Origin of the sequence: Nocardia sp. NPDC058658 (assembly GCF_042716665.1) — a bacterium.
Taxonomy (GTDB): domain Bacteria; phylum Actinomycetota; class Actinomycetes; order Mycobacteriales; family Mycobacteriaceae; genus Nocardia.
Window position 1 is genome coordinate 1 of record NZ_JBHXRR010000008.1, and the last position, 21,575, is coordinate 21,575.

The 21,575-nt window shown below is 68.6% G+C and carries 4 protein-coding genes and 2 pseudogenes; 4 read left to right on the top strand and 2 right to left on the bottom strand.

Going from position 1 to position 21,575, the window contains the following annotated elements; translation table 11 throughout:
- Nucleotides 1–135 precede the first annotated feature (135 nt).
- On the bottom strand, nucleotides 136–16,497 hold the full coding sequence (locus ACFWUP_RS14245; RefSeq protein ID WP_379234219.1) for an amino acid adenylation domain-containing protein: 16,362 nt from the start codon (nucleotides 16,495–16,497) through the stop codon (nucleotides 136–138).
- A gap of 292 nt (nucleotides 16,498–16,789) precedes the next feature.
- Between ACFWUP_RS14245 and ACFWUP_RS14250 the strand changes: the two genes are divergently transcribed.
- On the top strand, nucleotides 16,790–17,989 hold the full coding sequence (locus ACFWUP_RS14250; protein WP_379234221.1) for a PucR family transcriptional regulator: 1,200 nt from the start codon (nucleotides 16,790–16,792) through the stop codon (nucleotides 17,987–17,989).
- A 108-nt stretch (nucleotides 17,990–18,097) separates the two neighbouring features.
- Here the strand turns inward: ACFWUP_RS14250 and ACFWUP_RS14255 are convergent.
- A pseudogene (locus tag ACFWUP_RS14255) lies at nucleotides 18,098–18,262 on the bottom strand (CGNR zinc finger domain-containing protein); the annotation flags it as partial.
- Nucleotide 18,263: 1 nt separating this feature from the next.
- Between ACFWUP_RS14255 and ACFWUP_RS14260 the strand changes: the two are divergent.
- The 3 genes and pseudogenes from ACFWUP_RS14260 to ACFWUP_RS14270 all read left to right on the top strand — a co-directional run.
- Nucleotides 18,264–18,884 (top strand): annotated as a pseudogene (locus ACFWUP_RS14260) (epoxide hydrolase); the annotation flags it as partial.
- Between the two features lie 47 nt (nucleotides 18,885–18,931).
- Nucleotides 18,932–19,237, top strand: a complete 306-nt coding sequence (locus tag ACFWUP_RS14265) for a hypothetical protein (protein WP_379234223.1) — start codon at nucleotides 18,932–18,934, stop codon at nucleotides 19,235–19,237.
- Nucleotides 19,238–19,745: 508 nt separating this feature from the next.
- A complete protein-coding gene (locus ACFWUP_RS14270) occupies nucleotides 19,746–21,545 on the top strand; it encodes an acyl-CoA dehydrogenase (RefSeq protein WP_379234225.1) in 1,800 nt (599 codons plus the stop codon).
- The last annotated feature ends 30 nt before the right edge of the window (nucleotides 21,546–21,575 follow it).

Sequence of the window (21,575 nt, forward strand, 5' to 3'; positions counted from 1 at the left end):
TCGAGTGGCTCGCGCTACAGGCCATGCACCCGCCGAGACCGAGAGGTCACAACCCTAACTGTTAGGGCTGCGGAAAGGATGGTGCCCTAGTGAGCGTCCACCTTGACCTCGGGTCAACCGCAAGAGTGATCTGGGTCACTCCAACTTCTGTCGCAAGGTGTCGGCGATGACGGCGAGGGCTCTGTCCTCGGTCATGCGCCAGTGGGTGGCGTCGACGGCGTGGTTGTCGACGGAACCGGTGACTGCTTCGGCCCAGGAGGATGCGCCGGTGGTGCCGGTCGGGTCGTCTCGGTCAGCGGTGAAGTAGGTGAGGGTGCCGTCGAAGGGGCGGGGACGGTAGGCGGCGTCGAGGGCTACCGAGGTGATGGCGGCGTCGACGATGCGGTCGATACGGGAGGGGTCGAGGGAGACTCCGGGCGCGGAGAGTTCGCACAGAGTTCGGGCGAGTCGGTGAGGATCGACCGGGTCGTCGGAGTCGGTGTTCGCGAATCCGCCGAGCAGGTCGGCGGTGGTCACGGCGGTGTCGGCGGTGGGTGCGGTGGCCACCGACGACAACGTGCTGTCGAGCATCGCCAGGACCGCTACTTCCTCGCCGTCCTCCTGCAGTTGGACCGCCATGGCGTGGGCGATGACACCGCCCAGCGACCAGCCCAGCAGGTGGTAGGGGCCTTCGGGTTGGACGGCGCGCAGGTGCTTGAGGTAGAGCAGGGCCCACTCTTCGATCGAATCCGGCAGGGGCTCGGTCGAACTCAGTGCCGGGGACTGCAGTCCGTAGAGGGGGCGGTCGAGGTGGGCGGCCAGGCCGCTGAACGACCAGGCGATGCCGCTGATCGGGTGGATGCAGAACAGGGGTTCGCGGGCGCCTTCGGTGCGCAGGGGTAGCAGGATGTCGAAGGCGGCGTCGGTGCCCGCGCTGGCGGCACCGTTGGCGCGCAGTGCGGCGACGATGCCGGCGGGGGTGGGGGTGGTGAAGATCCAGGTGACCGGGATGGTCGCGGCGGTCGCGGTGCTGAGCTGGGCGGCCAGGCGAGTGGCGCTCAGGGAGGTGCCGCCGAGTTCGAAGAAGTGGTCGTCCATGCCGACGCGGTCCAGGTGCAGGACGTCGGCGAAGACATCGCAGACCGTGTGTTCGATGGCGGTGCCGGGGGCGCGGTAGGTGCGGGTGGCCAGGTCGGGGGCGGGCAGGGCGGCACGGTCGAGTTTGCCGGAACTCGTCAGCGGGATTTCGTCGAGAACCATCATCGTGGTCGGGACCATGTAGGCGGGCAGTGCCTGGGCGGCCAGGTGGCCGACCTTGTCCACGCTCACCTGGTGACCGTGCTCGGCGACCAGATAGGCCACCAATACCGTTGCCCCCGCCTGGTTTTCGCGGCCGACGGTGACGGCGAAGCCGACATCGGGGTGCGAGGCGAGGACGGCATCGATTTCCTCGAGTTCGATCCGGTGACCGCGGATCTTGAGCTGGAAGTCGGTGCGGCCGCGGTATTCGAGTTCGCCGTCGCCGTTCCAGACGGCGAGGTCGCCGGTGCGGTACATCCGGGTGCCGGGGTCGAACGGGTTGGCGACGAAGCGGTCGGCGGTGAGTTCGGGGCGAGCGAGGTAGCCGGTGGCCAGCTGGCTGCCCGCCAGGTACAGCTCGCCGGGAACACCGGCGGGGACCGGGCGCAGTCGCGCGTCGAGTACGTAGACCTGACTGTTCCAGACCGGGGCGCCGATCGGGACGGTGGTGGTGTCGGTGGGGCTCACCCGGTGGTTGGTGATCGACACCGCGGCTTCGGTGGGGCCGTAGACATTGAACAGCGGGGTGTTCGGGGCCGCGGCCTCGAAACGGCGGGCCAGCGCGACCGGCAACGCTTCACCGATGGCAAGGACCCGACGCAACGACGAGGGCAGCTCCTCGATCAGCAAGGCGTCGAGCATGGAGGGAACCACGTGCAGGGTGGTCACTTCTTCGCGGCGCATCAGGTCGGTCAGGTAGGCCGGGTCGCGGTGGCCGTCGGGGGCGGCGATGACCAGGCGACCACCCGAGATCGCCGGGGACCAGAACTCCCAGACCGAGACGTCGAAGGTCGCGGGCGTCTTCAGGATCGTCGAATCGGTGGCGGTGAGCTCGAATTCGTGTGCCCGCCAGCGCATCTGGTTGACGATCGCGGCGTGCGAGACGGCCACACCCTTCGGGCGGCCCGTCGAGCCCGACGTGAAGATCACGTAGGCGGTGTTCGCCGGGCGCAATGGTGTGCGGCGGTCGCGGTCGGTGATCGGGGCGGGGCTGTGCTGGGTCAGGTCCAGTCGGTCGACGGGCAGGACCGGGATCGTTGCCGCGACGTCGACGTCGGCAGTGGCGAGGACGAGCAGAGGCGCGGCTGTGTCGAGGATGTACTCGGTGCGCGCGGCGGGTTGATCGGGATCGATCGGGACGTAGGCGCCGCCCGCGGTGCTGACCGCGTACATCGCCACCACCAGGTCGATCGATCGTCGCATCGCCAGTGCCACCCGGGTTTCCGGGCCCACGCCTGCCGCGATGAGGTACCGGGCCAGGCGGTTGACGCGGGCGTCGAATTCGGCGTAGGTGAGGCGGGCGTCGTCGGCGACGAGCGCTACCGCGTCGGGGGTGCGGGAGACGGTGGCGTCGAACAGGGACACGAGGGTCGACGTCGGATCCGCTTGGCGCGCAGTCTGATTCCAGGTGTCGAGGATGCGGGTTCGTTCGGCGGGGGCGAGCAGGTCGATGGTGTGCAGGGGGGCGCCGGGGTCGGTGACCACGGCGGTGATCAGGCGGGTGAGCCTGGTCAGGAAGCCCTGCACGGTGGCGGCGTCGAACAGGTCGGCGGCGTAGGTGCAGTAGCCGGTGATGCCGGTGGGGGCACCCTCGGCGGTGTAGCGGTCGGCCAGGGTCAGGTGCAGGTCGAACTGGGACAGTTCGCGCTCCAGCTCCACCGACGACACGCTCATGCCCGGCAGATCCATCCGCACTTCGCCCAGGTTCTGGAAGGACAGGCCGACCTGGAACAAGGGGTGGCGGGCAGTCGAGCGGGCAGGATTGAGGACTTCTACCAGGCGTTCGAAGGGGATATCGGCGTTGGCGAAGGCCGCCAGGTCGGTGTCGCGTTGGCGGGTGAGCTGTTCGGCGAAGCTCGCGCCGGGGTCGACTCGGGTGCGGAAGACCAGGGTGTTGACGAACATGCCGATCAGGTCGTCGAGGACGGCGTCGCCGCGGCCCGCGACGGGGGTGCCGATGGCGATGTCGGTGCTGCCCGATAGTTCGGCCAGCACCACGGCCAGGGCGGTGTGGACGGCCATGAACAGGGTCGCGCCGTGGGTGCGCGACAGTTCGGTGAGGGCGGCGTGGGTGGGGGTGTCGATGGTGAACGGCACTCGGCCGCCCGCGTAGGACTGGATCGCGGGGCGTGGGCGGTCGCGGGGCAGTTCGAGCTGGTCGGGCAGCCCTGCCAGGGCTTGCTGCCAGTAGGCGAGTTGGGCGGCGGCCATCGAGGTGGGGTCGGTTTCCTCGCCGAGCAGGGTTTGCTGCCAGAGGGCGTAGTCGGCGTACTGGACGGGCAGCGGTGCCCAGGTGGGGGCATGTCCTCGGGCGCGGGCGGTGTAGGCGACGACCAGGTCTCGAGTGAGGGGACCGCCGGAGAAACCGTCACCGGCGATGTGGTGGACCGCCATGGCCAGCACGTAGTCGTCGGGGGCGAGTTCGAACAGGGTGGCGCGCAGGGGGACTTCGGCGGTGACGTCGAACGCGGTCGAAACCAGTTGTGTCACTGCGGTTGTCACGTCGACGGTGGGCGGGAGGTCCCGTGGGGAGATGTCGTGCCACATCGCCGTGGTGTCGCTCGCGCTCTGGGTTGCGTTCAGAGTGGTGACGGCCAGGCGTGGCACGTCCGGGTGGTCCGGGGGCAGGACGACCTGGGCCGGGCTGTGGTCGGTGGACGGGTAGACCGTGCGCAGGATCTCGTGGCGGGCGAGCAGATCGGCGAACGCCTGCTGCATCGCGGTGGTGTCGAGGGAGCCGGTCAGGCGAAGGACGACGGGGATGTTGTAGGCGGCGGTGCCGGTGTCGAAGCGGTTGAGGAACCACATGCGCTGCTGGGCGGGCGAGAGCGGGATGGGGTCGGGGCGCGGCTGGGCCTGCAAGGCGGGACGGCCGGCTGCGCGGGTCAGGCCGGCGATCTCGGTGGCGCATTCGGCGACCGTCGGTGCGGCGAACAGCACACGCACCGGCACCCGGATGTCGACGGCGGCGCTCAGGCGTGCGGTCAGGCGGGTGGCGAGCAGGGAGTTGCCGCCCAGGTCGAAGAAGTTGTCGTCGGCGCCCACGCGGTCCGCGCCGAGTACGTCGGCGAAGATCTCGGCGACCGTTCGTTCCAGGCCGGGACCGGCTTCACGGTAGGTGCGGGTCGCGAATTCCGGTGCGGGAAGGGCGTTTCGGTCGATCTTGCCGGTCGCCGACAGCGGGACGCGGTCCAGGACCACCACGGCCGCGGGAACCATGTGGGCGGGCAGCATCGACGACGACCAGCGTGTGATGGCGCCGGGATCGATGTCGCGGCCGGTCACATACGCGACCAGGCTCGTTTCCCCGGCGGGGTTCTCGATGCCGAGGGTGAGCGCGAAACTCACCTGGGGGTGGCGCAGCAGGACGGCGTCGATCTCCCCCGGTTCGATACGGAAACCACGGACCTTGATCTGGAAGTCGGTGCGGCCCAGGTATTCCAGTTCGTAGGTGTCGCCATGGACCCAGCGCACGAGGTCGCCGGTGCGGTACATGCGTTCGCCGGGTTCGGCCCACGGGCAGGCGACGAAACGGTCGGCGGTGGCGGCGGCGCGGCCACGGTAACCACGGGCCAGTGCGGGGCCCGCCAGGTAGAGCTCGCCGCTGGCGCCGACGGGGACCGGGTGCAGGCGCGCGTCGAGGACGACCGCGCGCACGCCGGGGACGGGGCGACCGATGGTGACGTGGTCGCCTGCGCTCAGGGAGGCGTAGGTCGCGCCGATGGTGGCCTCGGTGGGGCCGTAGCCGTTGAGGAAGCTGCGGCCGGGTTGCCAGGTGGTCAGCAGGTCGGGGGTGGTGGCTTCACCGCCCGCCGACACGCACTGCAGGTCGGGCAGGGCTGCGGGATCGAGGGTGCTCAGCAGGGCGGGGGTGATGATCGTGTGGGTGACCTGCTCGGTGCGCAGCAGGTCGTCGAGGTCGGTGCCACCGAGGGTGTCCGGTGGGGCGATGACCAGGGTGGCGCCCTGGTGGAAGGCGGTGCAGATCTCCTCGATCGACTGGTCGAAGCTCGGGGAGCACACGTGCAGCATGCGGTGGTCGTGGCGCAGGCGCATCAGTGCCGCGGAGTGGGCGACCAGGGCGCCGAGGCCCGCGTGGGTGAGGGTGACGCCCTTGGGGACGCCGGTGGTGCCGGAGGTGTAGATCATGTACGCGGTGTTGGCGCGGCGCAGGGGGGATCGGCGGTCTCGGTCGCGGACGGGGGTCGAGAGGTTCGCGGCGATGCGGGTCCGGACTGCCGGGTCGTCGAGGACGAGCCAGCGCACGGCTGCGGGGAGAACGTTCGCGCGGGCGGCGACGGTGAGGCCGATGGTCGCGCCGGAGTCGGCGAGCATGTGGCGGACACGGTCGGCGGGGTAGTTCGGGTCGACCGGGAGGTAGACACCGCCCGCTTTGGCGATCGCCCACAGGGTCAGGATCGACTCGTAGGAACGCGGGATCGCGCAGGCCACGACCGTTTCCGGGCCGATTCCCTCGGCGATGAGAAGGCGCGACAGGCGGGAGGAGTCCGCGTCGAGGGTGCCGTAGGTGTGGTCGGTGCCGTTGTCGCGCACGGCGATTCGGTGCTGGCCGAAACCGGTGCCGCGGACCAGGAGGGCGGGCAGGGTGCCGGTCGTGGCGGGGGTCGGGCCGTCGCCGAGGCGGGTCAGGAAGGTGTGTTCGGCGTGGTCGGACAGGGGGAGGTCACCGGTCGGGGTGTGGGGTCGGTCGGTGATCGCTGTGAGGAATCGGCGGAAGCGTCGGCCGAAGGTTTCGGCTTCGTGGTAGTCGAAAAGGGTTCGGGCGAACGACATTTCGATCGACATGCCGGGCTTGGCCTCGGTGACCGAGAAGGCGAGCTCGGTGCCGGAATCGGCGGCGATCGCCGATGGCAGGTCGACCTGGGCCGCCGGGAACGTGAGGCAGACCTGTCGCAGGGAACTCGGGTCGACGTCGAGCAGACCGGGCAGGTCGGTGCTGGGGATGCCCGCGTGCGCGACAGCCTGGGTCTCGGTGAGGTGGGCGTGCGACAGCAGCTCGGCGAACGGTGTGCCTGCATGGATTGCCGTGCGTAGCACCAGGTCCGGGTTCGACGTGGCGACCACGATGTCGTCGGATCCGGTGAGTCGTGCGAGGAGTGCGGACAGGGCTGTGCGGACCAGGGTCGCCACGTTCACGTTCGTGGTGTCGGCGAGGTGGCGCAGGTCGCGGTGCACGGTCGGCGGGATCGTGAATCGGGTGCGACCGTGGGTGCCTGCTTGCTGGTTCTTGCTGTCGGTGTGGTGATCGCCGGTCGTCGGGGGGACGAGGTGGTCGGTGGGCAGCACCAGGCGAGCGGGCAGGTCTGCCAAGGTTTGACGCCAGTAGCGCGACCGGGTGAGCGGATCGGTCGGGTCGGTGGACAACTGGTCGGCGATGCTGTGCGCGAGGGCGTTCGGGGTGGCGACCAGGGCGTCGAGGGCCGTGCGCAGCCGGTTGGTCACCGCTTCGGCCACCGCGTCGGAGACGAGGTCGCGCCGGTATTTGAGCTGGACCTGGGTGCGGGTACCGAGGAAGACCAGGACGGTGACCGGGTAGTGGGTGTGGTCGGCGCCCTGGAGGTCGTCGATGCTCAGGTTGTCGAGCGCGCCGCCAGCCTGCTGGAGGCCTTCGACGTCGACGGGGTAGGACTCGAACGCGAGCATGGTGTCGAACAGTTCGCCCAGGCCCGCGACCCGCTGGATCGCGCCGAGACCGAGGTGATGATGATCGAGCATGGACGCCTGCTCGGCCTGGACGGACCGGATCAGGTCACCGACAGCGGCGGTGGGATCGATGCGCACGCGCACGGGGACCGCGTCGACGAACAGGCCGATCATGTCGCCGACACCGTCGAGTTGCGGCGGACGTCCGGACACGGTCGCGCCGAAGACGATGTCGTCGCGGCCGGTGCTCGCGGCCACGACCAGGCCCCAGGCCGTTTGGAACACGGTGTTCGGGGTGACCTCGGTGACCGCGGCGAAGGTGGTCAGCTCGGTGGTGCGGGCGGCGTCGAGTTCGAACTCGCACAGGCCGTAACCGGTGTCGGTCGCGGGCGGCCAGGTCAGCTCGGGGGCGAGCATGGTCGTGCGCACCCCGGAAAGGACCTCCGACCAGGCGCGCTCGGCGGCGGTGCGGTCCTGGCGGGTCAGCCACTCGAGGTAGTCGCGGTAGGGGCGCACCGGCGGGAGCGGGGTCGCGTCGCCGTGGGTGGCGTAGAGGACGAGCAGTTCCTTCATCAGCAGCGGCATGGACCAGCCGTCGAGCAGGATGTGGTGGCCGGTCAGGACGAGGTGGCTGCGCCCGGTTCCGGTGATGTAGACGGTGAATCGCAGCAGCGGCGCGATCGTGGGGTCGAAGCCGGCTTGCTGGTCGGCGGCGAGCAGGGCGGGGAGGTCTTCGTCGGCGGCTTCGACAACGCGGAACGGGGCTTCGACGGCGTCGGCGACCAGCTGGACGGGGGTGCCGTCGGGGGTGTTGACGAAGGCCGCGCGCAGGTTGGCGTGGCGGTCGAGGGCGGTCGCGGCGGCTCGGCGCAGGCGCTCGGTGTCGAGGTCGCCGGTCATTTCGACCATGAGCTGGATGACGTAGGCGTGAACCGATTCGTCGAGCATGTCGCCCAGTGCGAGCAGGGAATGCTGCAGAGGGGACAGCGGTAGGACGTCCGAGAGTCCCGGGTGGGTGTCGCGCCAGGTGTCGAGGTCGGTTTGCGAAACCTGGACCAGGGCAACGTCGGACGGGGTCAGACCGCCCGCCGACGGGTGCAGGGTGTGGTCGGCGAGGGCGGTGAGCCAGCTCGTCCAGTCGTCGGCCAGTTCCTGCACGTCGGACTCGGTGAGGATGCCGGTGGCGTAGCGGAAGTTCGCCTGCAGTTGCAGACCGGCGTCGGTGGTGACGGCGATCGCGTTGATGTCGAGGACGGTGTGCGCGGGCAGGGTGGGGTCGTAGTCGACCTCGATATCGCCGAGGTCGGCGGTGGGCAGCCAGGCGGCATCGTCGGTGGGGCCGGTCGCGGTGGTCGCGCGGCCCAGGTAGTTGAAACCGATTTGACCAACATTGCCGGACAACAGGTTTCGGGTGTCCGGGTTGCTTCGCAGCAGGCCGAAACCGATGCCGTTGTCGGGGACTGCGAGGAGCTGTTCCTTGACCGTGCGCACTGTGGTGGCGAGCGCTTCGTCGTCGAAAGTGGTCGGGGCGATGGCGGACAGGTCTAGGGCGACGGGGTAGACGGTGGTGAACCAGCCGACCGTGCGGGTCAGGTCGGCGCCGGGGACCGCGTCTTCCTGGCGGCCGTGGCCTTCCAGGCGCAGGCGCAGTGTCGGGGCGTCGATGCCGCGGCGGGCACGCCACACGCGCACAGCCAGAGCCAGCGCTGCGAGCAAGGGGTGGTCGGCGCCTGCTCGGTATTGGGCGGGCAGGGTGGTGAGCAGGGGTTCGGTGAGGTCGGCGGGGATCTGCACCGTGATCGACCGCATCGTTGCCTCGGTGTCGAGGGAACTGTCGAGCGGGCGGTCGCCCAGGAGTGCGTCGGGGGTGGCGAGGACCTGCTGCCAGTGGGCCAGTTCGGCGGTGCGGTCGGCGGTGGCCAGGCCGTGGGCCCAGCGACGGAACGAGGTGCCGGTCGGGGGCAGGGCGATCGGCTGGCCCGCGGCGTGCTGGGACCAGGCGATGATGAGGTCGGGGAGCAGGATTCGCCAGGAGACGCCGTCGATGACGTAGTGGTGGGCGGCGACCGCGAGGACGTCGCGGGCGTGCGGCCTGCGGATCCAGGTGAAGGCGATCATGCGGGCTTCGGCAGGATTCAGGGTCGCGAGAGCCGAATCCATTGCGGCGCTGCCGATTCGGGTCAGGTCATCGTCGGCAGCGGTGTTCGCGTCGATCTCGGTGATCAGCGAGTCCACGTCGATGGCGTGCGGCGGCAGGACCTCGAGCTGCCATTCGTCGCCGTCGCGACGCAGGCGGGAGCGCAGCATGTCGTGGTGGCGCAGGACGGCGGTGAGGGTGGTGATCAGGCCGGGGCGGTCGATGTTGTCGGGGAGGGCCAGGACCATCGTCTGGGCGAAGCGGTCGCTGGAGCCGGTGGTCAGGAAGTCGGCCAGGATCGGGGTCGAGGCGACCTCGCCGATGCCGCCGCCGGGGAGTTCGGCCAGGACGGGGGTGTTCGGGCTGTCCACGGCGGCGATCTCGGACAGTCGTGCCACGGTGCGGTGTTCGAAGACGTCGCGGGTGGTGAAGACGATGCCTGTGGCGCGGGCGAGCGAGACCAACTGGATCGACAGGATGCTGTCGCCACCGATGGCGAAGAAGGAGTCGTTCACGCCGACCGACTCCACGCCGAGGACGCGGGCGAACAGGTCGGCCAGGCGGGTTTGCATCGCGCTCGTCGGGGCGGCGGCGGTCGCGGTGACGGGTTCGGGGAGGGCGTTGCGGTCGAGCTTGCCGTTGGAGGTCAGCGGGAGCTCGTCCAGGACCACGATCGCGGACGGAACCGCGTGGGCGGCCAGGCGTTCGGTGGCGTACTCGGTGAGCACGACAGGGTCGGGTGTTCGCTGGTGCGCGGCAAGTACATACGACACCAAGGTCGTCGAACCGGCGGCGGTCTTGCGGCCCACCGTCACCGCGAAGTCGACGGATTCGTGGCTGACGAGGACGGCGTCGATCTCGCCCGGCTCGATACGGAAACCACGGACCTTGAGCTGTGTGTCCGCGCGGCCGAGGTAGTCGATGTCGCCGGATTCGCGCAGACGCACGAGGTCGCCGGTGCGGTACATGCGGGTGCCGGGCGCGCCCCACAGGTCGGCGACGAAGCGGGCCGCGGTGGTGGTCGGCTGGTTTCGGTAGCCGCGGGCCATGGCGTCACCGGTCAGGTAGAGCTCGCCGGTGACGCCCGGCGGGACCGGGTTCAGGCGGGCGTCCAGGATCAGCGCGTGCGTGCCCTGGACCGGGTTGCCGATCGAAATGGGCTGTCCGGCAGTCAGTTCGGCGTAGGACGAGATGATGGTGGTTTCGGTGGGGCCGTAACCGTTGAGGTATCGGCGGCCGGGCTGCCACTTCGCCAGCAGCTCCGGTGTTGTCACGTCGCCGCCGACGGACAGCGATTCCAGGGCGTCCAGGCCGGTGGGGTCCAGGGTGCCCAGGACTGCGGGGGTGATGATGGCGTGGGTGACCGACTCGGCGGCCAGCAGGTCCGCGAGTTCGACGCCGCCTGCCACGTCGGCGGGGACCACGACCAGGGTCGCGCCGGTGGAGAAGGCGCACAGCCATTCGAGGACCGACGGGTCGAACCAAGGGGAACAGATGTGCAGGAAACGGTGGTGCGACTCGAGGCGGTAGCGGCGGACGGCTTCGTCGACGAGCGGGGTCAGGCCGGCGTGGGTCACGGTGACACCCTTGGGCAGGCCCGTGGAGCCGGAGGTGTAGATGATGTACGCGGGGTGCTCGACACGCAGTGGGTTCAGGCGGTCCGCGTCGGTGATCGGGGTGGTGGGGTGGGTGGTGCGGGCTAGGTCGTCGAGGGTCAGCCAGGTCAGGGCGTCGGGGAGGTCGTCGAGGTGGGCGGGGGCGGTGATGCCCAGTGCGGCGCCCGAGTCGGAGACCAGGTGTTGGAGGCGGTGTGCGGGGTTGCGCGGGTCCATCGGCACGTACACGCCACCTGCGGCGGCGATGGCCAGGGCGGCGACGACCATGTCGGCGGATCGCGGGAGAGCAACGGCGACAGCGACTTCGGGGCCGACTCCGCGGGCGATGAGTTCGCGGGCGAATCGGGCGGTTTGCTCGGTGAGTTCGCCGTAGGTGATCGAGCGTCCCTCGTGACGGACGGCGATGCGATCGGGGCCGACGGCGCTACCGAGCGCGACCAGGTCGGGGAACAGTGCGGTGTCGAGGTCGGGGCGCGCGGGGTGCGCTGTCAGGGTGGCTTCCTCGGCCGCGCTGAGAATCGGGAGGTCGGCGACGTGGGTGTGGGGGTGATCGATCGCTGCGGTGAGCAGGCGAATCAGGCGTTCCACGAAGACCGCCACGGTCTCCTCGTCGAACAAAGCAGTGGCGTAAGCGAATTCGGCCCGGAGTGGCTCGCCGGAGTCATCGCGTGGCTGGCGGGGCGCACCGACGACTGCATCGGACGGCGAGTGGTCCGGGATGCGCAGCGACAGAACGAGGTCGCGTGCGATCGGGTCCGCGTCCGGACGTTCCGGGGTCACCAGCGCGAATCGCACCGGATTGTGCGCAGTTGCCGTGCTCGGCGCGGTGAATGTGTGGCGGGACGAGCCATTTCGCGCGAACGCCCGGCGTGCGGCCGCGGTGGCGTCGGCGATCAGTTCGTCGACCTCACCGCTGACGTCGAGCCGCAGCAGCAGATCTGTGTCGGGAGACTGCGCGCACGGGGTGTCGATGGCGATGTCGTCGGTGCCGGACAGCCGGGCGAGTAGCACCGAGAAGGCCACGTGCACCAGGCTGAAGACCGTTGTCTCGTGAGACCGGGCGAAGTCGCGCATTCGCTGGTGCAGATCGGCGGGGATCTCGAAATCGACAGTGGCGTCGGCAATTACGGGCGTTGTGGGGCGGGCGCGGTCGGTCGGGAGGGTCAGGTCCTGGGGCAGGTCGGTGAGGACGCTGCGCCAGTAGGCGGACTCCGCGATCGGGTCGTTGCGCTCGTCCAGGGCGCTCTGGAGTTGGGCGGGGGTGTGGTCCGGGGTGCGGACCAGGGTGTCGAGGGTGGTGCGCAGGCGCTGGGCCAGGGCTTCGGCGATGGTCGGGTCGATCAGGTCGAGGCGGTACTGGATACCGACGTGGATCCCCTCGCCCATCTCGACGGCGACCGCCACCGGGTAGTGCGTGGCATTGGCGGCCTGGACGTCGACGATCTCGAGGCCGTCGATCGAGCCGTGGGCGCGCTGCAATCCCTCGGTGTCGACCGGGTAGGACTCGTACGCCATGAGCGTGTCGAACAGTTCGCCCGCGCCTGCGGCCCGCTGGATGTCGGCCAGACCCAAGTGGTGGCCGTCGAGGAGAGCGACCTGTTCGGACTGCAGCTGCGCCAACAGGTTTCGCAGCGGTGCGGCCGGGTTGTAGCGGACCCGCACGGGGATGGTGTTCGCGAAAAGGCCGACCATGCCGTCGACACCGTCCAGCTGCGGCGGGCGTCCGGACACCACGGCGCCGAACACGACGTCGGCGCGGCCGACAGCACCCGCGAGCACCAGACCCCACGCCGCTTGGAACAGGGTGTTGACCGTGACGTCATTGGCCGCGGCGCAGGTCGCCAGGTCTCGGGCCTGTGCCGGTGACAGGTCGATTACGCACGTGCCGTGGCCGTCGGCCTGCTCGGTCGGGGGTGCGACCGCGGCGGTGAGCAAGGTCGGCTGGTGGCCCGACAGCGCTTCGCGCCAGTTCTGCAGGGTGGCGGAGCGGTCCTGGTCGGCGAGCCAGGCGAGGTAGTCACGGTAGGGGCGCACGGGCGCAAGCACGGTGGGGGCGCCGTCGGTGGCGTAGAAGAGCAGCAGTTCGCGCATCAGTACCGGCATCGACCAGCCGTCGACCAGCAGGTGGTGCGCGGTCAACACCAGGTGCATGCCGTCGGTGCGGCGGAACAGGGTGAAGCGCAGCAGCGGCGCGGTCGACAGGTCGAAACCGATCTGTGCCTCGGTGGCCAGGAAGTGGTCGGTGTCGGTGTCCTCGGTGTCGACGATGTGCCACGGCACGGTCACACCCTCGGCCACGAAACCGACCGGGGTGCCCGCCGCAGACGAGCCGAAGGCGGTGCGCAGGATCGCGTGCCGGTCCAGCACCGCCTGGGCTGCGCGGCGCAGGCGATCGGTGTCGACCTCGCCGGCCAGCTCCACAGCCAACTGGACCAGGTACGGGTCGGTCGGCGACATCTGGGCCAGGAACATCAAACCGAGCTGCAACGGTGCCAGCGGCAGCACATCGGTCAGGCGCGGACGTTCGCGATGCCAGTGGTCGAGTTCGGTCTGGGTGACGGTGACCAGCGGGACGTCCGCGGGGGAGAGGCCGCCCACTGCGGGGTCACGCAGGTGGTCGGCCAGGATCGTCAGGGCCGCGGTCCAGTCGTCGGCCAGTTCGCGGACCGAATCCTCGTCGATGATCGCGGAGGCGTAGGAGAACGACGCACGCAGTCGCAGACCGGCGTCGGTGCTGGTGGCCAGGGCGTTGATGTCGATGACGGCGGCGGCGGGCAGCGCGGGGTCCTGCGCCGCGGCGGGCTCGCCCCAGTCGGCGGTGGGCAGCCAGCTGTGGTCGGTGGCGTCGCCTGCGGAGAGACGGCCCAGATAGTTGAAACCGACCTGGCCCAAAGGCCCTTCGAGCTGGGGCGCCGATTCCGGGTCGAGGAAGCGGAGCATGCCGAAACCGATGCCCTTGTCCGGCACCGCGCGCAGCTGTTCCTTGATCGCCTTCACCACGGCGGCCGTGGCGCTGCCACCGTGCCATGCGGCGTCGTTGTCGACCTCGCTCAGGTCGAGGGCGACCGGGTACATGCTGGTGAACCAGCCGACCGTGCGGGTCAGATCGGCGCCGTCGAGCGCGGACTCCTCGCGGCCGTGGCCCTCCAGGCGGACCTGGGTCGCGGGGGCGTCGACGCCACGGCGAGATCGCCACGTGCGCACGGCCATCGCCAGGGCGGCGAGCAGACCGTCCTCGGCGCCCGCGCGGTACAGGGTCGGCAGGTCGGTCAGGATGGCCTGGGTGACGTCGGCGGGCACCTCGACACTGACGGTACGCACCGTGGACGCGGTGTCGACGGGGCCGAGCGGGCGATCGCCAAGCAGTGGATCGGGCACCGACAAGGTCTGCTGCCAGTAGCCCAACTCCTCGCGCCTGGTCTGCGCGCCGTCGGTCAGGCCGTGCGCCCACCGACGGAACGACGTACCGACCGGGGGCAGGACCACTCGTCGACCCGACTGGGCCCACGCGGCGACCAAGTCCGACAACAGGATTCGCCACGAAACGCCATCGATCGCCGCGTGGTTGACCGCGACGACCAGCCCGTCCGGGCCGTCCTCGCGGGCCAGCCAGGCGAAGCCGATCATCCGGTACGCCTGCGGATCCAGCGAGGCCAGCACGGTGTCCATCGCGGCATCGGCGATGCCACCGAGGTCGGCGCCCACCGGGACATCGACGCGAGTGAGCAGGTCGTTCACAGCCACCGCGCCCGGCGGGAGCGTGTGCAGCTGCCACTGTCCGTCGACCTGGCGCAGACCGGCACGCAACATGTCGTGGTGATCGATCACGGCGGTGAGGGTGTCCACCAGGGCATGTCGATCGATACCCGTGGGCAGGGCAAGCACCATCTGCTGGGTGAACCGGCCGAACACCCGCCCACCGGCCAGCCAGGCGGCCAGCACCGGCGTCACCGGCATCTCGCCCACACCGCCACCGGGCAGTTCGGCCAAGGTCGGCACAGATTCCGTGCCGAGAACCGCCACCCGCGCCAATCCCGCGACGGTCCGATGCTCGAACACCGCCTGCGGCGTGAACGAGATACCCGCGGCCCGCGCCCGCGACACGAGCTGGATGGACAGAATGCTGTCGCCACCGGCGGCGAAGAACGAGTCCTCGGCGCCGATCTGCTCCAGACCCAGGATCTGCACGAACAGTTCGGCGATGGCGGTCTCGACCGGACCCTCGGGCGCACGGGAACCGACCTGTCCGAAAACCGGTGTGGGCAGGGCGTTTCGGTCGAGCTTGCCGTTGGGGGTCAGCGGGATCTCGTCGAGGGTCATCAGCACGGTCGGCACCATGTGACCGGGCAGCGACGTGCCGACGAAACGGGTCACGTCGTCGGTGTCGATCGACATGCCTTGCCGGGGCAGCACATACGACACCAACACGGTCGCACCCGAGTCGGCTTTCGTGCCGAGGGTGACCGCGTATTCGATAGCCGGGTGGGCGGTGAGGGCGGCGTCGATCTCGCCGAGTTCGACGCGGAAACCGCGGATCTTCACCTGGAAATCGGAGCGGCCGAGATACTCGAAATCGCCGTCGGCGGTGCGCCGGACCAGGTCACCGGTGCGGTACATGCGGCCACTGGTGAACGGCGAGGCGATGAACCGTTCGGCGGTGAGCGCGGGCCTGCCCTGATAGCCCTGGGCCAGCGCGGGACCGGACAGATACAGCTCACCCGCCACACCAGCGGGAACCGGACGCAAACGCGAATCCAGCACTGCCGCACCGACTCCGGCGAAGGCCGCACCGATGGTGATGGGCTGACCGGGCAGCAGTTCGGTGGTGCCGGTGGCGAGGATGGTGGACTCGGTCGGGCCGTAGCCGTTGAAGAAGGCGCGTTTGACTGCCCAGCGGTCGACGAGGGTCGCGCCGAACGCGTCGCCTGCCACGACGACGACCCGCAATGCGTCGAGGTCGTTCGCGTCGACAGATTCCAACGCCGCCGGGGTGATCAGCATGTGGGTCACCCGCTCGCGGCGCAACAACTCGGCGAGCTCGTGGCCACCGAAAATTGTCGAGGGCGAAATCACCAGCGTGGCACCGGCATTGAAAGTGAGCAGCAGCTCGAGCACCGAGACGTCGAAGTTCGGTGAGCACACGTGCAGGACGCGGTCACCGGCGCCGACCGAGTAGCGTTCCCTGGCCACCGCGACGAGGGCGCCGAGCCCGGGATGGGTGACGACCACGCCTTTGGGGCGGCCGGTCGAGCCCGAGGTGTAGATGACATACGCCGGGTGCTGATCGGTCAGCGGACGGACACGGTCCAGGTAGGAGATCGGGTGGGTGGGGCGCGCCGCGATGCTGTCATGGTTGGCGTCTACGTCGAACCACTCGACGGACTCGCCCAGCTTCTCGCGGTGCGCTGCCGCAGTGAGGCCGAGGATCGCGCCGGAATCTTCGAGGAGATAGGCGATCCGCTCCGCGGGCAGCGTCGGATCGACCGGCACATACGCGGCGCCGGTCTTCGCCACGGCCCACACCGCCGCCACCGACTCGATCGAACGGGTGAAACCGAGCGCAACGACATCGCCAGGGCCGATGCCACGCTCGAGCAGAACTCTGGCCAGCTGCGAGGAATACTCGTCGAGCTGGGTGTAGGTGAGCTCGCGACGGGCGCCGTCGACGGGGGAGTAGGACACGGCGACGGCATGGCCCGCGGTGTCGACCGCCGCCGTCAGCAGCTGAGTGAAGAGGGGAGTACTCGACTTCCGAGTGCCTCGACCGCGCGGCGCACGACGAGCTTCACGGGGTTCACGCATTCGAGTACAACATCCTTCATCTATCCGGCCCACAGCTCTGCGATGACCCACGAACCCTGTCGGATTCGGTCTACCGGGGGCGGACCAGTGTCGAACAAGCGAGAAAGGAGTCGATATCGGGGCGTTCGGCGACCATGACACCACATGTCACGCTGTCACGACCACACGACCGGTTTGTTTCCCGACGTCAAGACCGAATCAGTCCGAAATTTGTGCTGATGGCACAATCTCGTGGACGGTTTTTGTTCAACGGACGGAAGCGGCCTTGGCGGCATACGGATCCCTGGTGTGGGTGGGACAGGCACTCGGCCCCCGCGTCGACGCCATCACCGACGACCTCATCCGGGTCACCGAGCAGATGATCCCGCTCAACGACATCGCCGCCGACCTCGCCGAGATGCGAGCCGCCAGCATCGCGGAAAACATCGCCGCGGTGCAGTACGTGCTCGCCAACAACATCGACCCCGCCACCATCAGCCCACCCGCCGGTGCCGCCGCCTACGCCCAGCGACTGGCCAGACGCGGCGTGCCGTTGACGATTCTGCTGCGCGCCTACGGACTCGGCCAGTACCGCATCCTCGACGCGGCGATCGGCCTGATCCTCGCGGTGCCCGGCCCCGACCAACCCGCCCGCATCGCCGAACTGCTCAAATTCGCCGGGACCTACCTGGACCGGCTCAACTCGTCGATGGGGCGAATCTACGAAGAGGAACGGGACCGCTGGGTCAGCAGCCGCCAAGCCGCCAGGCAGCAGTGGATCGCGCGACTGCTCGACAGCGACGACGTCGACGTCGCGGCCACCGAGGAAGTACTGGGCTACCGGCTCGACCAGCGCCACCATGCGGCCGAAGTGTGGTCGACGGTGACCGGCGCCGACGCTGTGCGCGCGCTCGAGCAGGCTCGGCAACTGCTGTCCGCGGCGATGCGGACCGACGGCAACGAACTGGTCGCGGCGTCGGGGGATCGGGCCATGTGTATCTGGTTCGCCGCTTCGCAGCCGTGCGCGGTCTCCGATCTCACCGCGCAGCTCGAGGCCGCCGGCTTGCCTGTGCACGTCGCCCTCGGCCGGGCCTGCGATGGACTGTCCGGGTTCCGGCGGTCGGCCCGCAGCGCGGCACGAGCCAAGGCGCTGGCCGTCTCAGCAGGGGAGACCGCGCCCGCCGTCGTCGCCTACCACGCGATCGCGCCGTTCGCGCTGCTGTCCGACGACCCGGACGAACTGGCCGACCTCGTCCACCGCGTCCTCGGCCCGCTCGCAGGCGAGGGCGCCAAGGTGGAACTGCTGCGCAACACCCTCGACGTCTTCCTCGCCGAAGGCGCCAGCTTCTCCCGCACCGCCCGCGTCCTCGGCGTCCACCGCAACACCGTCCAATACCGCATCCAGCAGGTCACCGGCCGTTACGGCATCGCAGTCGACACCGACACCTTCGAACTCCGTTTCGCCCTCGGGATCTGCCGCTGGTACCGACACATCCTGACCCGGACAATCTGAGCCCCGCTGGTTTGTGCGTCCCGCACAGCGTGCAAGGCAGCAAGGTGACTGACTCGTCTGGCTCATGGACCGCACGGGAGTCTTTCCGGCGCCGGCGAACTCCGCCGGTTACGGGTTCTTAACCTGATTGGCGATGAAGCGCGCCTTCTTCTGACGGTTCCCGCACGTGTTCATGTCACACCATTTGCGGGTGCGACTCCGGCTGGTGTCGAAGAAGGCCGCGCGGCAGGTCAGCGACGCACACAAGGCCAACCTGCCGTCTCGTTCACCGGCGGTCCTCGCAGGCAGGTTTCCGGAGCACGCCCTCGGCATCCACACAACATTCGCGGAGGGGCTGCCCGGGCTGACCACGGAAGGGCTGACACCGCTCGAGCGCGCATGGACCGAGGAAACCCACGACTTCTGGCACCACCGCGCGGCCTACGCGAAACAGCAGGCAACCCGCCCGCAGACCATCGGCTACGCACTCGTCGACTCACCGGTCGGTCTGCTCGCCTGGATCCTCGACAAGTTCGCCGAATGGTCCGACACCGCAGACAGCCCCTTCGAAACGATCTCCAGAGACCGCATTCTCGACAACGTCACCCTGTACTGGCTGACCCGATCCGGCGCTTCAGCCGCCCGCATCTACTACGAGAGCCACAACTCACTCGACCCCGAACTCCGAGTCGACGTCCCCTCCGCGATCACGATCTATCCCCGCGACATCGAAAAGTACCCGCGCCCTTGGGCACAGCAGCGATACCGCCGGATCGTCCGCTGGAACACACCCGAAGCCGGGGGACACTTCCCATCACTGGAGGTTCCCGAGTACTTCGTGAAGGACCTACAAGACGGTCTCGCGGCAGTACTGGCGGGCGTAGAGTTGGTGTCCCGAGGCAACAGGAGTCGATGATGTCCGCACGTACCAGGCCGGCGATAGTCCGAACTGCTGTGATCGCCGTGGGCGTGGGTGTTGGCACGCTGTTCGGCGCGGGCGGTCAAGCGGTCGCCGAAGTCGAACCCGGCACTTATACGTCCACGACGTGGTCGTCCGGGATCGTGCTGCTGCAACGTGAGGGGCGTGTCGAGGGTGGGGACCTGGTGTTGATCGGGCGGTATCCGATTCATTCGACGCCCAACGGGGGTTATGTGGATCTGTTTCCCGGCCACCGAGTGGAACTGATCAGTGATGGGCACGGCGGGTACAGCGGGCCGGCGTACCTGGGTGGAGTGGTGATCGGCTCCATCACGCTGACGCCCCGCTGACCGATTGATCACCAGGTGGGCGAGCGGCTGTAGCTCCGTTACTTGACATAATGTGCATTATCGGCGTTTGAAGGCGGCCTGCCAGGAGGGGGTTTCGCGGATGTTTGCAGTGCATGCCGGGCCGCACTGCCTGTTCTATTGAACGGCGCCTTGCTGAGCCTCGTCCGTTTATCTCGTGCGAATACTTCCGCCGCGTTATCGTGCGTCCAGCATGCGGGACGAGAATTCGACGGAAATCTGGCAATTCATGGGTTTTCCCGATTGATGACCAATCGCGCTGAATGCACCGATCGGCGAATCTGAGTACTGTGACCTCGGCAATTCGAATCAGCCAGACGAAGGGTGACACTCCCCCTCTCCACTTCCCCGCCCTTAATTCGTCACAGTGACGAAACTATGTAATGCGCCTGGATGGAGAATCTCGTTGCATTTTTGACGACAGGTCGCCGGTGGGTCCAGAATGAACTAAGCAAGCGCTTAATTCCGCCTACCTGAGAACGGATGCACCGTGACCGACGACGTACTCTGCCAGCGCGATCTCGAATTCCTGCTCTACGAGTGGCTCGACATCAGCGCGCTGACCAGCCGTGATCGGTTCGCGGAGCATTCGAGGGAGACGTTCGACGCGGTGCTGGAGCTCAGCGCCGACATCGCGATCAAGGAATTCGCCCCGCACAACAAGAAGGCTGACCAGAACCAGCCGGTGATGCGCCCCGACGGCACCGTGGAGATGATCGACGAGGTCGGCCATGCGCTCGAGATCTTCGCCAAAGCCGGGCTCATGTCAGGTCAGTTCGACGAGGAACTCGGCGGCATGCAACTGCCCGCGACAGTCGCGCGCGCCGCGATGGCCTGGCTGCAAGCCGCGAATGCCAGCACCGCGTCCTACCCGTTGCTCACCATGGCCAATGCCAATCTGCTCGCCGAATACGGCACCGCGAGCCAGATCGACGAGTACGTGCGGCCGATGCTCGAGGGACGCTATTTCGGGACGATGTGTCTGTCGGAACCGCAGGCAGGGTCTTCGCTCGCCGATATCACCACCCGGGCCACCCGCCAGGACGACGGAACCTATCGCGTGAGCGGGACCAAGATGTGGATCTCGGGCGGCGATCACGAACTTTCCGACAACATCGTGCATCTCGTACTGGCGAAAACCCCCGACGGTCCACCCGGGATCAAGGGCATTTCGCTGTTCATCGTGCCGAAGTATCTGCCCGAGGCCGACGGCTCGAGCGGGGAACGCAATGACGTCACGCTGATCGGTCTCAACCACAAGATGGGCAACCGCGGCACCACCAACACCCACCTCGCCTTCGGTGACGGCACCCATTCCCCGCGTGGGAAGGCCGGTGCGGTCGGGTTCCTCGTCGGCGAGGAAGGGCGTGGTCTGTCGTACATGTTCCACATGATGAACGAGGCCAGGGTCGGCGTCGGGATGCTGGCCACGGTGCTCGGCTACACCGGTTACCGCAAGTCTCTCGCCTACGCGAAGGTGCGCGCGCAGGGTCGGCTCGTCGGGGTCAAAGATCCGCTGTCACCGCCTGTTCCGATCATCGAGCATCCCGATGTGCGGCGGATGCTGTTGGCCCAGAAGTCCTATGTCGAGGGCGCGATGGCGTTGAACCTGTACTGCGCGCGATTGGTCGACGACGCGGCCACTGCGCCGGAGCCTGATGCACGTGACGCCGCCGCGTTGTTGCTCGACGTGCTGACTCCGATCGCCAAGAGCTGGCCGTCGCAGTGGTGTCTGGAAGCGAACAGTCTCGCGATCCAGGTGCACGGCGGTTACGGCTACACCACCGACTACGACGTCGAACAGCACTACCGCGACAACCGCCTCAACCCCATCCACGAAGGAACCCACGGCGTGCAGGGCTTGGACCTGCTCGGCCGCAAGGTCGTGATGCAGGGCGGTGCCGGAATGGCGCTACTCGGCGCGGAGATCGAGAAGACCGTCGGGCGTGGGCGCGAGCTGGGCGGTCAGGCCGCAGCCCATGCCGAGGAACTCGGGGCCGCGTGGACCCAGGTCGTCGAGACCACGATGCGGTTGTGGTCGACTGGCGACCCCGCCGTCGCGCTCGCCAATTCTTCGCTCTATCTGGAGTCCTTCGGCCACGTCGTGATCGCATGGATCTGGCTCGAGCAGCTCGTGGCCGCGGGAGACAAGGAAGGGGCGTTCTACGACGGCAAACGCGCCGCCGCGCGCTTCTTCTACACCTTCGAACTGCCGAAGGTCGCCCAGCAGCTCACCACTCTCGCGAGCCTGGACACCCTCTTGCTGGACACCGACCCGAACTGCTTCTGAGACGACCGATGCCCCCGATAGCGAGTATCG

Excerpts from the sequence above, each read along its gene's own strand:
- ACFWUP_RS14245 (WP_379234219.1), bottom strand. The coding sequence starts at position 16,497 with ATGCGTGAACCCCGTGAAGCTCGTCGTGCGCCGCGCGGTCGAGGCACT.